Below are 15,550 nucleotides of genomic sequence, written 5' to 3'. Positions count from 1 at the left end.
TTAAATAATTATCGGAATACGCTTTTTGTTTTTAAGAGCCAATCGTGTTAAAACAAATAGATTGGTTATCAGTATTGGTAAAACGATAATTAAATGAACTTTTGTAATCATCAAACTGCAATAAACAATCAATAAAAGAATACTAAAAACAGATGTTTTGTATGTCCATTTTGAGTTTTTAGTGCTCCAAAAATACAATACAATCAAAAGGATTGGATTAAACAGTAATATGTTATAGTTGTACCCTAATTCTAAGTGTGTGGAATAAAATCCTAAAAAGACAAATAATACGCCTAAAATCCCCATTGTCAATAGATAAATAAAATCAACATTTTTCTTATTTATCAGAGTTATAAAACCTAAAACAAAAAGATAGGTATAACAGTTATTCCACCAAGAAGTAGGGGCTTCTTCTTCAAAATTTAAGATTGTTTTGTTCTCTTTACATAAAGGTTGATTTTGATAGCGAATGACTTTTAAATTTTTTTGAAGTTCAAGAGGCAAGAATATTTTAGTGCCCATTTGATCTACTTTGGTACCAAACAATATACTTGTTCCTAGTTTTTCATAAAAATGATGATTAAAATAAGGAAATAAAATAGATCGATAGGTTTGGTCAGTATCTACTTTTTTGGTAATTACTTTTTCTTTTAAAGTTTTATTAATGATATCTACGACCTTCGAGGTACAATTATTATCAATGAATTTATACTGATATAAACGCTCATCAGATAGCATTGATTGCGCTAAGTTGTTAAATAACTCTTGTTTAAGTGCTAACGGAATATTTAATTCTTGTTCGTAAACATCTCTTTTTTCATAATTGTACTGATTAACAAAATCAATATAACGATTGTTTACTATAAAATAATCTAGATTTCCTTTTGCAAATTGCAGAGCGAAATTTGGGGTGTCAAAATCAAAAGCACCATAATTATATACCACATCAATATTGTTTTCTATATCACGAACTCTTATGGCAGTGTGTCCAAATAAGGAATAGAGTTCGTTTCCAATTCCACAAGTCATAACACTAATAGTAGCATTTTTTGAAAGTATGGCATCTTGTGCAAATGCATTATAAATCGAACTCAATAAAAGAATGGAAACGAATATTTTTTTAAGAAGTGAAGTTTTCATACGAAGATAATATTTGTTTTTTTATTTGAATATGGTATGCTTTGCCTGTTCGCTTTCGCTCGAGTCGCCATTCTTCATCCCGATTTGTCTTTTGAAATCATGGCGATTTCATTTTGTTTTCTTAGATATTTTGAAATAATAAAAGATAAATATTAATCTAATAGAATGTTGCCTTTTAAAATCAAATAATGCAATATATTGATTTTTAACTATTTTTTTTAGTCTTTTGACTTGATGACTTTTAAACTTTGGATTTATTTAGTTTCTAAAAAGCGATAAATCAATTTTTAAAGAAAACACATTCGAATACATAGCAGTACTTTGATTCCCTAATGCAGTCAAAGCATAATCAATTGCAATTCCTTTGTATTTAAAACCTAGACCAATATTCGGCTGAAATCCTATTTTTTCACCATTATCCAATTGTGTTACATGTTGAAAATTTCCAACGCCTGCTCTTAAAAAAGCCAAATCGGTATATCCAAATTCCAAGCCAATAGCAGGATCTATACTCACAAATGAACTTGAAATTATATCATTTGTTTGTGTAAACTGCATATTCATGTTTGTAGTTGCCAAGAGGCTATAATCGTAATGAAAAATGAATTTTTTAGCGATTCCAAACTGAGCTTTTGGAAGTGTGATTTCAGTGCTTTCAGGCATTTCTTGGTTTTGACCAGGAATTGCATCTGCTATTTTTTGATAAGCTTCTTCGTTGATATTCCAAACATTATATGTTGTTGTAATGTCTCGAAGCATTAATCCAAATTGCCAATCATTTTTTTCAAATTGTAAACCAAAATCAAAGCCAAAACCCCAAGAAGTAGCAAAATCTCCAATTATTCGTCGGATAATTTTAGCATTTACTCCATATTGTAATCCAGGTACAGGTAGTTTTACAGCGTATGAAAAAGTAAAGCCATAGTCAGCTGTTGAGAAAAGTTTGATTCTATTGTAATCAATGTTGCCTTCATTATCAATTAATTCGGTAGTATTCAAAATATCATCTACACCAAAACGGATTAATGAAATTCCCCAAGCACTTCGGTCGTCAATCGGACTAGCATAAGCCGCATAATCATATTTGGCAATATTAGCGAAATAATTGGAATGCATTAAGGAGATTTGATTGTCTTCTAAATGCATTAGCCCTGCTGGATTCCAATAAGTAGAATTAACATCAGAAGTGGAGGCAGTAACCGCATTAGACATTCCTAAAGCCGCTGCATCAACACCAATATTCATAAACTCATTAGAGTATTTTCGAACCGTTTGGCAATAGATTGTATTGACAATGAAAAGGAATAAAAAAAGCTGTAATTTTTTCAAGAGCTGTTATTTGTATGTTTAAAACCTTTAATTATTTTCCAAAAATAAAGTTTTTTGATGATGTAGCTACTTCAATTCAAATAATTAATAATTTTTGTTGTTAAGAATTTAAAATCTCTCAGTAAAATCAGTATCACTTTCACATATTGTATTAAATTTGCCGAGCCTATTATTCAATTAAAAAACACTATGAACATCAAAAAACACATTCCAAATACGATTACGTTACTAAACCTTTTTTGTGGTTGTATCGCTCTGATATTTGTAAGTAAGGATCAATTTGAAATGGCTTTCTATTTCGTTTGTCTCGGAATATTTTTAGACTTTTTTGATGGTTTTTTTGCTCGTTTATTCAAAGTATCAGGACCTTTAGGATTACAATTAGATTCTCTTGCTGATATGATAACTAGTGGTGTCGTTCCAGGTTTCGTAATGTTTAAAATGATGCTTTCTAGTAATGTTAACATGAGCGAAGGGTATCTTCAATATTTTCCATATTTAGGTTTTATCATTACTTTAGGTTCTTGCATGCGTTTGGCTAAATTCAATATTGATACCCGTCAAACCGATTCATTTATAGGATTACCAACTCCAGCAAATGCACTTTTTATATTGAGCCTTCCGTTAGTGCTCGATTATTATTCTGTAGAGTCATTAATGGTACTTGAAATTTTGACAGAAAAATGGGTTTTACTTTTTATATCCTTGTTCAGTGCTTATATTCTGAATGCTGAAATACCTTTGTTTTCTTTAAAAATAAAAAAGTTTAATTTTAAGGATAATGCTCTTCAAATAGTGTTTTTGGCTATCGCTGTTTTATTATTGATTTCACTAAACTATTTAGCGATTCCGTTAATCATTATCTTGTATGTTTTACTTTCAGTAATCAACAATAAGTTTCTAAAAAAGTAGTTTTATTTTGGATGAAAAATAAGAATACAAGAACTACTTATACTCGAAAGACCAAAAAGAAAAGTACTGTTTTTACCGCTAAGTTTTTTGGTAATTTGATACTTGTTTTTTTCTTCTTTGTTGTCGTTTCCATTGCTTATCATTATCGTTCTAGTTTTGCCCGTTATTTGGGTTTTAAATCGCAATATACTAATGAAAATACAGATGTTTTTTCGGAAGCCCGCAATTTAAAAGTTTTAGAGAAGAATGATGGTAAAGTGGTTGGGATAGATGTTTCCGAATATCAGGGCGAAATTCGTTGGTCTTATGTTGATACTATAGAAGATAAATATCCTTTGCGATATGTTTTAATTCGTGCAACTGTTGGAAGGGACAGGTTAGATCGTCAGTTTAAAAGAAATTGGCTTGGGGCCAAAGAAAATAAAATGATTCGCGGCGCTTATCATTATTATCGACCAAACGAAAACTCTCTAGAACAAGCAGAACTTTTTATTAAAACTGTTACTTTAAAAAAAGGTGATTTGCCTCCTGTTTTAGATATCGAAAAATTACCGAAAGAACAATCTATTGAACGTTTGAAAGTAGGTTTAAAACGCTGGTTAAAAGCGGTCGAAAAGCATTATGGGGTGAGACCAATAATTTATTCGGGAGAGAAATACTATGATGATTTCTTGAAAGAGGAGTTTAGTGATTATCTTTTTTGGATAGCCAATTATAATTTTTATCGAGAAGAAATTCAAGATGATTGGCTTTTTTGGCAATTCACAGAGAAAGCCAAAGTGCCTGGAATTGATTGTAAAGTAGATGTTAACATCTACAATGGAGACTTACAACAGTTGGAATACATTACGGTTGAGTAGAGTGTTCAGATTTCAGATTTCAGATTTCAGATTTCAGATTTCAGATTAAGAATGTTAAGCATCTAGTCTGAAATCTGTTTTTTATTTTTTCTGTGAACTGTTATTTAAAACTCTAGTTTTTTCTTTCTTAATTCGAAATTCTGACCCAAATACACACGACGAACCATTTCGTCTTCAACCAATTCTTCAGGGATACCCGCTTTTAGAATACCTCCTTCAAACATCAAATAAGTTTTGTCAGTGATGGCAAGTGTTTCTTGAACGTTGTGGTCGGTAATTAAAATCCCTATGTTTTTGTTTTTTAGCTGAGCAACAATTCTCTGAATGTCCTCTACGGCGACAGGGTCAACCCCTGCAAAAGGTTCGTCAAGTAAAATAAATTTAGGATCGGTAGCCAAACAACGAGCAATCTCGGTACGACGACGCTCTCCTCCCGAAAGTAAATCTCCACGGTTGGTGCGAATGTGTTCCAAACTAAATTCGGCAATCAAGCTTTCCATTTTAGCTACTTGTGCTTCTTTTGAAAGTTTGGTCAATTGTAATACACTCAGGATATTATCTTCAATACTTAATTTTCTAAAAACAGAAGCTTCTTGTGCCAAATATCCAATTCCTTGCTGAGCTCTTTTGTACATTGGATAATCAGTAATATTCAAATCGTCCAGATAAATGTTTCCAGAATTTGGTTTTACTAAACCTACAATCATATAAAAAGAAGTCGTTTTTCCAGCACCATTAGGTCCCAAAAGACCAACAATCTCACCTTGATTTACTTCTACCGAAATCCCTTTTACAACACTTCGACCTTTGTAGGTTTTTATTAAATTTTCTGCTCTTAATTTCATTTTTTGAGTTTAATCGTTTAAACGTTTGATTCGTTTATTCGCCCAAATTAACGAATAAACGAATCAACAAATAAACCTATTAACAATTATTTAGTCTCCGTTTCTTCCAAAGCTTCCCAAAATTCATAGGCTCTGCGTAAATGAGGTACTACGATTGTTCCTCCAACTAGAGTTGCAATTCCCATAGCTTCCATCATTTCTTCTTTGGTAACTCCTTCTTTGTAACTGGTTTCCAAGTGGTATTTTACGCAATCGTCACATCTCAAAACTGCCGAAGCAACTAATCCAAGCAGTTCTTTAGTTTTTACATCTAAGGCTCCAGGAGCATAAGCATTGGTGTCAAGATTGAAAATACGTTTTACAATTTTATTATTGTCGGCCAATAATTTTTCGTTCATTTTAGAACGGTAGTCATTGAATTCTTGTACGATATCAGACATTTGCTTTCTTTTTATTTAATACTACAATTTTTGAAATCAAGATACTTACTTCATAAATAATCAGCATTGGGATAGCAACAATAGTTTGACTAACCACATCTGGAGGTGTTACAATTGCAGCTACAATCAAGATGATTACAACGGCATACTTCCAGTATTTTCTTAAAAAAGTAGGTGTTACTAAATCTAATTTTGTTAAGAAATAAATAATTATAGGGAGTTCAAAGAACAATCCACTGGCCAGAATACTGGTTTTTACCATTCCGATATAAGAGTCTAATGTAAATTGGTTTTTTACAACATCACTAATCGTAAAAGTTGCCACAAAATTTACAGACATCGGAATTACAACAAAATAACCAAATAAAACCCCCAAAAAGAACAGTAAAGAAGAAGAAAATATAAACGTTCTCGCATTTTTCTTTTCTTTTTCATACAAAGCAGGGCCAATAAATTTCCAGACTTCCCACAAAATATAAGGGAAACTTAAAATAAAACCAGCCAAAATACACATCCATACAAAAATATTAACCTGACCTTCCATTTCTGTATTTTGGATTATAAATGGCATTTCGGTTATACAAATGCTATCAGCAAATCCTAATTGATGAGATAATTCACAGAAATAGCGGTAGGTGAAAAAAGTTGCTCTTGTTGGTCCAAATATAATGGTGTCAAACAAATAATCACTTATAAAATAAGTAAAACAAGCCATGATAATTACTGCCGTTGTACTTCTAACTAAAAGCCATCTTAACTCTTCAAGATGGTCTAAAAAAGACATTTCGCCTAGGTTTTTCTTTGCCATTATACAATTCCCTCTTTTAAAATGTCATGCAAATGCAATACGCCTTTGTATTCTCCATTATCAACAACTATTAATTGAGTGATGGAGAAATCTTCCATAATGTTAAAAGCATCTACTACCATGGCAGTAGATTGTATTGTTTTTGGGCTTTTTGTCATAATGTCTTTAGCTGTTAAATCGGCAATAGTGTCTCTGTCGTTTAACATTCTACGAATATCACCATCTGTGATTATTCCAATTACCTTGTTGTTCTCTACAACTGCAGTTACTCCTAAGCGTTTTTCCGAAATTTCGAAAATTGCTTTTTTGACAGGAGTATCTGGGCTCACTTCGGGTTTTAAAGTATGTTCTAACATGTCTTTTACGCGAAGCAATAATTTTTTACCTAAAGCACCACCAGGATGATAAACAGCAAAATCTTCTGCTTTAAAATCTCTCATCTCCATAAGACAAACAACCATGGCATCTCCCATAACTAATTGAGCAGTTGTACTGTTGGTAGGCGCTAAGTTCAATGGGCAAGCTTCTGCATCAACGGTTGTGTTCAATACGTAATTAGAACCTTTAGCTAAAAAGGAAGTTATATTTCCTGTCATGCCGATTAGTTTATTTCCAAAACGAGTCAAAAGAGGAACTAATGCTTTGATTTCTGGACTATTGCCACTTTTGGATATGCAGATAACGACATCGTCTTTTTGTAGCATTCCTAAATCACCATGAATGGCTTCTGAGGCATGTAAAAATAATGATGGGGTTCCGGTTGAATTGAATGAGGCTACCATTTTTTGAGCAATAATAGCACTTTTTCCTATGCCGGTAACGACTAATCTCCCTTTAGAATTGTAGATACATTGTACTGCTTCTACAAACGTATTGTCAATAAAATCAATTAGTTTGGCAATAGATTGGCTCTCGGATTCAATTGTTTTTTTAGCTTTGGCTAATATGTTTTCAGTTGTAATCAAACTAGATAATTTAAATTTGTAAGTGTAAAAGAAAATTGTATCTTTATGTGCCGCAAATTTATATAAAATACCACATATTAAAGAATGAATTCAAACGAAATTGACATAGACAAAGAATTAAAGAAGTATTTTGGCTTTAGCAAGTTCAAAGGACTTCAAGAAAATGTTATAAAAACTTTGCTTAATAAGCAAAATACGTTTGTGATTATGCCTACCGGTGGTGGGAAATCACTATGTTATCAATTACCTGCTTTAATTCAAGATGGAACCGCAATCGTTGTATCTCCTTTGATTGCATTAATGAAAAATCAAGTAGACGCTATCCGAAGTCTTTCTTCCGAAAATGGGATTGCCCACGTTTTAAATTCTTCACTTACCAAAACTGAAATAGCACAAGTTAAATCCGATATTTCAGCGGGTATTACTAAGCTGCTTTATGTTGCACCTGAATCTTTAACAAAAGAAGAATATGTTGCTTTTCTACAAACTGTCCCAATTTCATTTGTAGCGATTGATGAAGCGCATTGTATTTCAGAATGGGGGCATGATTTTAGACCAGAATATCGTAATTTAAAAAATATTATAAAGCAATTAGGGGAAGTGCCAATTATTGGTCTTACCGCTACTGCAACTCCAAAAGTACAAGAGGATATCTTGAAGAATTTGGAAATGGCTAACGCAACTACTTTTAAAGCTTCATTTAATAGAGCCAATTTATTTTATGAAGTGCGTACCAAAACAAAAAATGTTGAATCGGATATTATTCGGTTTATCAAACAACACAAAGGGAAATCAGGTATTATTTACTGTCTGAGCCGTAAAAAAGTAGAATCAATCGCCGAAGTTTTACAAGTAAACGGAATAAGTGCTGTTCCTTATCATGCAGGTTTAGACGCTAAAACAAGAGCAAAGCATCAAGACATGTTTTTGATGGAAGATGTAGAAGTTGTTGTTGCTACAATTGCTTTCGGTATGGGAATCGATAAACCCGATGTGCGTTTTGTGATTCACCATGATATTCCAAAATCATTAGAAAGTTATTACCAAGAAACGGGTAGAGCGGGTCGTGATGGAGGTGAAGGGCACTGCCTAGCGTATTACTCGTATAAAGATGTAGAGAAATTAGAAAAATTTCTTTCTGGAAAGCCAATTGCTGAACAAGAAATAGGTTTCGCTTTATTGCAGGAAGTAGTCGCTTATGCCGAAACTTCAATGTCTAGACGAAAATTTTTGCTTCATTATTTTGGTGAAGAGTTTGATAGCGAAACAGGCGAAGGTGCCGATATGGATGATAATGTCCGCAATCGAAAAACAAAAGTGGAAGCCAAAGATGAAGTGCTGAAACTGTTGGAAGTTGTCAAAAAAACTAAGCATATTTATAAATCAAAAGAGATTGTTTTTACACTAATTGGCCGTGTAAATGCAGTTATCAACGCGCATAAAACAGATTCTCAGTCCTTTTTTGGATCAGGTTCCAATCACGATGAGAAATTTTGGATGGCATTATTGCGACAAGTTCTTGTGGCAGGTTTGTTGTCAAAAGATATTGAAACTTATGGCATTATAGAAATCACAAAAGAAGGTCTGGCTTTTATGAAAAACCCAGAATCTTTTATGATGTCCGAGGATCACGAATACAATGAATCCGAAGATGAAGCAATAGTAACTGCAGCGAAATCATCGGGAACTGCCGATGAATTATTAATGCAAATGTTGCGTGAGTTACGTAAAAAAGTAGCCAAAAAACTTGGAGTTCCTCCGTTTGTGGTTTTTCAAGATCCTTCTTTAGAAGATATGGCTTTGAAATACCCAATTTCTCAAGCGGAATTAATTAATATCCATGGTGTTGGAGAAGGAAAAGCAAAAAAATATGGTAAAGAATTCATTGAATTAATAAACCGTTATGTAGAAGAAAACGATATTATTCGCCCTGATGATTTGGTTGTGAAATCTACAGGAGTTAATTCAGTCAATAAATTATATATCATTCAAAATATTGATAGAAAATTAGCTTTGACAGATATCGCTTCCGCAAAAGGGTTAAAGATGGACGATTTAATAAAAGAGATGGAACAAATTGTGTATTCTGGAACCAAATTGAATATCAAATATTGGATAGACGAAATGCTAGACGAAGACCAGCAGGAAGAAATCCATGACTATTTTATGGATTCAGAATCGGATAATATTGAAAAAGCTCTTAAAGAATTTGATGGAGATTATGATATAGATGAATTGCGTTTGATGCGTATTAAATTCATTAGTGAAGTGGCTAATTAAGTCTTAAAGTTATAAAGTCAAAAGTCTTAAAGTCCCAAGTTTGTGTTTAAACTTTTGATTTTAAGACTTTTGACTTTCTACATATGTTTCCCCACGATGCGGTTTCAAAGCATCTCTTACCTGAATCATATTTTCTTCCATTACGACCATATAGGCGATTGCATACATTTCATCCAAGATTTGGAATCCGGTAATGTTTAACGGTAATTTTTCAATGGCGATGTATTCTTTCAAATGGATTTCGTGATGTTCGGCTGTTTTTGCAGATGCAGTACCACGAAAATCCCATATTAGTTTTATTTTTCTAGACATTATATTGTTGCGAATTTGATTTGATTTAAGTGTGTAAAGTTACACAGTCTTCTGGTAAATAAATATGATTTTGCATTGGATTCTTGTTTGATTAATTAGAATTGGATTCAAAATACTACTTTTGCAAACAGATTATTTATTTAATAGTCTAAAATTGAAGTATAGAAAACATGCCACAAGAACTCCTATTACAAGTTTCTCCAGAAATTGCCTCTAACGAATCGTTGCTGAAAGATTATTTGTCTAAACAAATAAAAGTTTCGGCAAATGAGATGCAGCATGTCGTTATTTTGAAACGATCTATTGATGCAAGACAAAAAGCAATCAAAATCAACTTGAAGGTTTCGATTTATTTAAAAGGAGAACCTTTTCAAGAACAGAAAATAGAACTTCCAGATTATAAAAACGTTTCAACTGCTCAAGAAGTAATTGTTGTTGGAGCAGGGCCAGCGGGACTTTTTGCTGCTTTGCAATTAATTGAGTTAGGTTTAAAACCTATAGTAATCGAACGCGGAAAAGACGTTCGTGGTCGCCGCCGCGATTTGAAAGCAATTAATAGAGATCATATTGTAGATGAAGATTCTAATTATTGTTTTGGTGAAGGAGGAGCAGGAACTTATTCGGATGGAAAATTATATACCCGTTCTAAAAAACGTGGTGATGTTACCCGAATATTAGAATTGCTTGTTGCCTTTGGTGCTACTGGAGATATTTTGGTAGATGCGCATCCGCACATTGGAACCAATAAATTGCCTCAAATTATACAAGATATTCGAGAGAAAATTATCGAATATGGCGGGCAGGTTTTGTTCGAAACTCGTTTGACCGATATTTTGATAAAAAATAATGAAGTACAAGGAATTGTAACTCAAAGTGGAGAAACTATTTTAGCTAATAAATTAATTCTGGCGACAGGACATTCCGCTCGAGATATATTTGAATTGTTAGACAAGAAGAAAGTGTTTATTGAAGCCAAGCCTTTTGCCCTTGGCGTAAGAGCCGAGCATCCACAATCGTTGATTGATAGTATTCAGTATAGTTGTGATTATCGCGGAGAGCATTTGCCACCAGCACCTTATTCTATAGTGAAACAGGTGAACGGTCGTGGTATGTATTCATTTTGTATGTGTCCAGGAGGCGTTATTGCACCTTGTGCTACAAGTCCTGGGGAAGTGGTTACGAATGGTTGGTCACCATCTAAACGTGATCAGGTAACTGCTAATTCAGGAATTGTAATTGAATTGAAATTGGAAGATTTTAAACCTTTTGCCAAGTTCGGAGCTTTAGCCGGAATGGAATTTCAAAAAAGTATTGAACAAAAAGCATGGCATTTAGCTGGACAAACTCAAAAAGTTCCAGCACAGCGCATGATCGATTTTACACAAAATAAAGTTTCATCAGATATTCCAAAAACATCTTATGTTCCAGGAACTACTTCGGTGGAAATGGGACAGGTTTTTCCAGGATTTTTATCTCAAATTTTAAGAGAAGGATTTACAGAATTTGGTAAATCTATGCGTGGCTATTTGACAAACGAAGCCATTTTACACGCACCAGAATCGAGAACTTCCTCACCAGTTCGTATTCCTAGAGACGGTATTTCTTATGAGCATTTGCAAATAAAAGGATTGTATCCTTGCGGTGAAGGAGCGGGTTATGCAGGTGGAATTATTTCGGCGGCTATAGATGGAGAAAAATGTGCTTTGAAAATTGCAGAGGCGTTAAAAAATTAAAGGTTTCTTGTACGCGTGAGGGATAGGAGCTAACTACCAAAGTAGCGTATAGCCCGACAGCATTATAAAAAGGGGCGACTAAGCGGTGCTAAAAGTCAGCCCCTTTTTATAATGGTGGCACGCCCTAATTTAAGGAATCAATATAATTTTACCGGTACTTTTTCGGCTTTCTAAATAGTCGTGAGCTAGTTTTCCTTCGGATAATTTGAAAGAAGTTGGTGTAGCAAGTGTAATTTTTTCTTCAATAATCCAATCGAATAATTGATTTGCTCTTTTGATTCTTTCTTCTCTGGAATTTAAATAACTCCATAAATCTCCTCCTGTCAAGGTTTTTGAAGTATCCATTAGCATTCTTGGATTTATAAATTCTGGATCGCCACCTGCCATACCAAAGAAGACAACCTGACCACATTCTTTAGTCACTTCAAAACTATCCATTAGAGTACTTCCGATACTATCATAGACAACATCAACACCATTTGGAATTGTTTTGAGAATCTGAGATTTCCAATCTTCATTGTATAGAAAAACATGATCAGCGCCTTGTTCGATGGCAACTTTTGCTTTCTCTGATGATGAGGTTAAACCAACAACATTGGCGCCAAAAAGCTTGCTGATTTGAGTCAAGAATTGACCAACTCCGCCAGCAATGGCATGAATTAAAACGGTATCATCTTTTACGGTTTTGTGACTATCTGTTGCTAAATAATGGGCGGTTAAACCTTGCAATAATATAGAGGCTGCCGTTTCAAAAGAAATGGCTTCTGGTAAAGGAAGCACATGATTTATATTGACCGCAACCAGTTCGGCGTTAGCAAAAGGAACATCGGCGAAAGCTACGCGATCTCCAATTTTAAAATCAGAATTTCCATTGGTTTCTACAACAATTCCTGCGCCTTCATAACCAGCAATAAATGGAGGATTTCCTTTTAGATGATAATTTCCTTTTCTCCTGTAAACATCGGCAAAGTTTAATCCGATGGCTTTCATTTCTACTAAAATCTCATCGGATTTTAATGTAGGTGAAGGAATTTCAATATATTCGAGTACATCTGAATTTCCGAATGCTGAAAAGGTAAGTGCTTTCATTTTATTTGTTTTGAAGATACAAAGAAAACTAATTTTCATCAGTTAATGGAAATTTCAAATCAATGATCGTAGCTTATCATTCTTGAAATTTTCCATTGGTTGTCAATTTTTTTCCAAATAGCAACAAATAGCTTCATATTTATTGGTTTCAGTTGGATAGATTTTTTTAAGATTATAAATATGTAATCGATTTGTTTTTAGATGTATATTGTTAGAAAGATAAGAAAAGATTACTTTGTCTATAAAAATCAACTGTTGATTAAAAGAGCATGTAATCGTGGTTGATCAAAATCTGATATTGCGTTTTGTGGTATTTCTAAGAAATAATCCAGTTGCCATTTTTGTGTTTTTTGTGCTTGTTTACTAGTTGTTATGTCCCAAGGTGGATAAACACGAATAGCACGTTTGCCTTCTTTTTTGTCTGAAACAATTTCTTTGGTTATAAGAACAGATTTTGGGAAAATAAATAGTCCGAAATGATTATCCTTTCGAACACTAATAATGAATAAATCTATAGGATCGATACTGTCAAATGGCTGAATTGTTCCTTGATTCATTCTTTTCCAAAGTGTAACAAATTGCCCAGTTTTGGTAGGCGTAATTTTGGCAGTACGAAACAAAATGGTTGAGTTATTTATAAGAAAACGACAGGCTCCATATTCCGTACTTTCTAATTCAATTGTGGGCTGGTTGATTTTTAAGGTTTCAATTTTGGATACTAATTTTTCTATATATATGAACTCTTCTGGTAATTCTTTACTTGTGATTTTTGGATTTTGAATGCTCATCTGATTTGGATTAGTAGGGACTAAGTTGTTTTAGCTAAAGTAGCCATAAAATACTCCAGATAATGACTGTTTTTCGGGTAATTTATTTTTTTATAAATAGATTGTTTGCGCTTTAAAATGTTTTTTAATTTTCTTTTAAAAAATGCTCAAAAATACAGTTGATGTTTTGCTTTTTTTATTGATGATATCTGATTAATTAGTAGTAATTATTGGATATATATTTTTTAAAATCTTATTTTTTATTTATTTAATAAAAAATAATGGCAAATAAGTAGTAAAATTGAAAAAAAAATCTAATTTTTGTAATCGATTACAAAAGACATTATGAAGTTTTATTTGAAGATTAAAAGTCATTTTTAAAATTTGTTTTTTTTTAATGATTTTGTCATTTATATACTTCTTATTAAAAACTAACTGCTTAATAATTTTAAACCTTAAATAACCTATAATATGAAAAAAATTAGAACTTATCTTTTATTATTATTTACAAGTGCTTCATTTATTAGTCATGCTCAAAAAGTGGCAAAAATTGATTTAACCTTATGGAAGCTTACGATACCAGCAGGAACGGTAACAACATTTAAAGGTCAGAAACTTTTTGATTATAGTGAAAACTTAGATATTCAGAAATTCATGTTTAATGATTTGAATGATAAGTCTTTAGTGTTTTTTGTTAATCCATCTACAAAAGCTAAAAAAACTGAATTAAAAGAACAAAATTCATTTGGAGGTGATGCAGGCTGGACTTTTAAACAAGGTGCTAGTCTAAAAACAGTTTTGAAAATGGGTGAAGTTTCTAAAAAGGATGCTGATTATGCACGAGTTATTTTTGTTCAGATTGGTGGTAGATTAAAAGAAGAACAAGTTAGTTTAATAGGTGCAAAAGATAAAAAAGCGCCATCAATATTAAAAGTTTATTGGGATAATGGATATGTAAAATTAAGATCAAAGCGAATTGCAAATCCATCTATTTCTGGAAATGATTTATTAAAAGAAGAATCCTGGATTGATGATGATGGTTTTACATTTAAAAAGCAAGTAGGTTTTGATAAATTTACTTTGCAAATTGTAATCAAAGAAGGAAAGATGGAAGTGAGTGTTGATGGTGAGAAAAAAGTATACTCAGGTGACAATTATGAAAAATGGGGTTTGTTTGATAATTATTTTACTGTTGGATGTAATCCTCAAAGTGATACTACAAGTGATGATGCTGGTGCTTCAGCAAAAGTTAAATATTATTCGTTAGAAGTTGCTCACTAATCGAATAACATTGAAAATATAGATATTTAAATGTTTGATTTTTTAGGTAAAAAAGGCTGTTTCGCGATTGTGAAACAGCCTTTTTTCTATTGGTTGAGTATGGATTTCAAATATTGAATCCTTAAAATGGATTGCGAGTGACTCTTTATTTTTTTAATTTGTCTTTAAAGACTTTTTCGAATTTCTCAATTTTTGGCTGAATTACCATTTGGCAATAAGGCTGGTTTTTGTTATTAGCATAATAGTTTTGGTGGTAATCTTCTGCAGGATAAAATTCTGTAAAAGGTTCTATCGTAGTAACAATTGGGCTGTGGTAAACTTTTGCCTTATTTAATTCGTCAATAATAGATTTGGCTTCTTGTTTTTGTTTTTCATTTGCATAAAAAATCACAGATCGGTATTGTGTTCCTATGTCGGCACCTTGTCTATTAAGAGTTGTTGGGTCGTGTACGGTAAAGAACACTTTAAAAATTTCATCTAGATTGGTCACGGTTTTGTCAAAAGTAATTTGAACAACTTCAGCATGTCCTGTTGTGCCAGTACATACATCCTCATAACTTGGATCGGCAGTTTTTCCTCCTGAAAATCCAGAAACAACTGATTTTACGCCTTTTAAATTTTCATATACAGCTTCTACACACCAGTAGCAACCTCCGCCAAGGGTTATCGTTTCAAAATTAGATTGTGTCATTTTTTTATTTTTTTTAGTATTGTCTTGAGAAAATAGAGCTCCAGTAAAGAGCAGACCTATCAAAATTAATGCTTTTGTTTTCATAATCATAGTATTTT

Annotated in this window: 15 protein-coding genes; 5 read left to right on the top strand and 10 right to left on the bottom strand. The window is 32.7% G+C overall.

What is annotated here, in order from left to right; translation table 11 throughout:
- Together ACUN3A_RS05765 and ACUN3A_RS05760 are read right to left on the bottom strand one after the other, a co-directional pair.
- Entirely contained in the window at positions 1-1,140 is a 1,140-nt protein-coding gene (locus ACUN3A_RS05765; protein ID WP_445550381.1) for a lipoprotein N-acyltransferase Lnb domain-containing protein, read from the bottom strand.
- A gap of 258 nt (positions 1,141-1,398) precedes the next feature.
- Positions 1,399-2,469, bottom strand: a complete 1,071-nt coding sequence (locus ACUN3A_RS05760; protein WP_445550380.1) for a putative type IX sorting system protein PorV2 — start codon at positions 2,467-2,469, stop codon at positions 1,399-1,401.
- 189 nt (positions 2,470-2,658) lie between these two features.
- Here ACUN3A_RS05760 and ACUN3A_RS05755 point away from each other — a divergent pair, with 189 nt between their 5' ends.
- Together ACUN3A_RS05755 and ACUN3A_RS05750 are read left to right on the top strand one after the other, a co-directional pair.
- Entirely contained in the window at positions 2,659-3,381 is a 723-nt protein-coding gene (locus tag ACUN3A_RS05755) for a CDP-alcohol phosphatidyltransferase family protein (protein WP_445550379.1), read from the top strand.
- A gap of 11 nt (positions 3,382-3,392) precedes the next feature.
- The gene (locus ACUN3A_RS05750) at positions 3,393-4,241 is read left to right on the top strand and encodes a glycoside hydrolase family 25 protein (protein ID WP_445550378.1); all 849 of its coding nucleotides are present in this window, start codon (positions 3,393-3,395) and stop codon (positions 4,239-4,241) included.
- A gap of 104 nt (positions 4,242-4,345) precedes the next feature.
- Here the strand turns inward: ACUN3A_RS05750 and lptB are convergent, their stop codons facing one another.
- The 4 genes from lptB to ACUN3A_RS05730 all read right to left on the bottom strand — a co-directional run bounded on the left by lptB (position 4,346) and on the right by ACUN3A_RS05730 (position 7,299).
- Positions 4,346-5,086 (bottom strand): LPS export ABC transporter ATP-binding protein, encoded by a 741-nt coding sequence (lptB, locus tag ACUN3A_RS05745; RefSeq protein WP_315199096.1) that lies wholly within the window; start codon positions 5,084-5,086, stop codon positions 4,346-4,348.
- Positions 5,087-5,172: 86 nt separating this feature from the next.
- Entirely contained in the window at positions 5,173-5,526 is a 354-nt protein-coding gene (locus tag ACUN3A_RS05740) for a carboxymuconolactone decarboxylase family protein (protein ID WP_445550377.1), read from the bottom strand.
- Positions 5,519-6,334, bottom strand: coding sequence for a twin-arginine translocase subunit TatC (gene tatC, locus ACUN3A_RS05735; protein WP_445550376.1), 816 nt, complete (start codon positions 6,332-6,334; stop codon positions 5,519-5,521). The genes ACUN3A_RS05740 and tatC overlap by 8 nt, the downstream gene beginning before the upstream one ends.
- Positions 6,334-7,299 carry a KpsF/GutQ family sugar-phosphate isomerase gene (locus tag ACUN3A_RS05730; protein WP_445550375.1) on the bottom strand — a complete coding sequence of 322 codons (966 nt, stop codon included), beginning with the start codon at positions 7,297-7,299 and terminating at the stop codon, positions 6,334-6,336. Before ACUN3A_RS05730 ends, tatC begins: the two co-directional genes overlap by 1 nt.
- A gap of 84 nt (positions 7,300-7,383) precedes the next feature.
- Between ACUN3A_RS05730 and recQ the strand changes: the two genes are divergently transcribed.
- Positions 7,384-9,579: a DNA helicase RecQ gene (gene recQ, locus ACUN3A_RS05725; RefSeq protein ID WP_445550374.1), complete on the top strand. Its 2,196-nt coding sequence runs from the start codon at positions 7,384-7,386 to the stop codon at positions 9,577-9,579.
- A 60-nt stretch (positions 9,580-9,639) separates the two neighbouring features.
- Here the strand turns inward: recQ and ACUN3A_RS05720 are convergent, their stop codons facing one another.
- Positions 9,640-9,891 (bottom strand): hypothetical protein, encoded by a 252-nt coding sequence (locus ACUN3A_RS05720; RefSeq protein WP_445550373.1) that lies wholly within the window; start codon positions 9,889-9,891, stop codon positions 9,640-9,642.
- 170 nt (positions 9,892-10,061) lie between these two features.
- On the opposite strand from ACUN3A_RS05720, the gene ACUN3A_RS05715 reads away from it, so the two are divergent.
- A complete protein-coding gene (locus tag ACUN3A_RS05715; protein WP_445550372.1) occupies positions 10,062-11,624 on the top strand; it encodes an NAD(P)/FAD-dependent oxidoreductase in 1,563 nt (520 codons plus the stop codon).
- 129 nt (positions 11,625-11,753) lie between these two features.
- Here the strand turns inward: ACUN3A_RS05715 and ACUN3A_RS05710 are convergent, their stop codons facing one another.
- Both ACUN3A_RS05710 and ACUN3A_RS05705 read right to left on the bottom strand, forming a co-directional pair.
- Positions 11,754-12,713, bottom strand: a complete 960-nt coding sequence (locus ACUN3A_RS05710) for a quinone oxidoreductase family protein (protein WP_445550371.1) — start codon at positions 12,711-12,713, stop codon at positions 11,754-11,756.
- 248 nt (positions 12,714-12,961) lie between these two features.
- Entirely contained in the window at positions 12,962-13,501 is a 540-nt protein-coding gene (locus ACUN3A_RS05705) for a MepB family protein (RefSeq protein WP_445550370.1), read from the bottom strand.
- A 450-nt stretch (positions 13,502-13,951) separates the two neighbouring features.
- On the opposite strand from ACUN3A_RS05705, the gene ACUN3A_RS05700 reads away from it, so the two are divergent.
- Positions 13,952-14,761 carry a polysaccharide lyase family 7 protein gene (locus ACUN3A_RS05700; protein WP_445550369.1) on the top strand — a complete coding sequence of 270 codons (810 nt, stop codon included), beginning with the start codon at positions 13,952-13,954 and terminating at the stop codon, positions 14,759-14,761.
- 145 nt (positions 14,762-14,906) lie between these two features.
- On the opposite strand, the gene msrA is transcribed toward ACUN3A_RS05700, so the two are convergent.
- Complete coding sequence (gene msrA / locus ACUN3A_RS05695; protein WP_445550368.1) at positions 14,907-15,536, bottom strand: peptide-methionine (S)-S-oxide reductase MsrA; 630 nt, start codon at positions 15,534-15,536, stop codon at positions 14,907-14,909.
- Positions 15,537-15,550 lie beyond the last annotated feature (14 nt).

This window comes from Flavobacterium sp. WC2509 (assembly GCF_052683105.1).
This window is presented reverse-complemented; position numbering and strand designations above follow the sequence as displayed.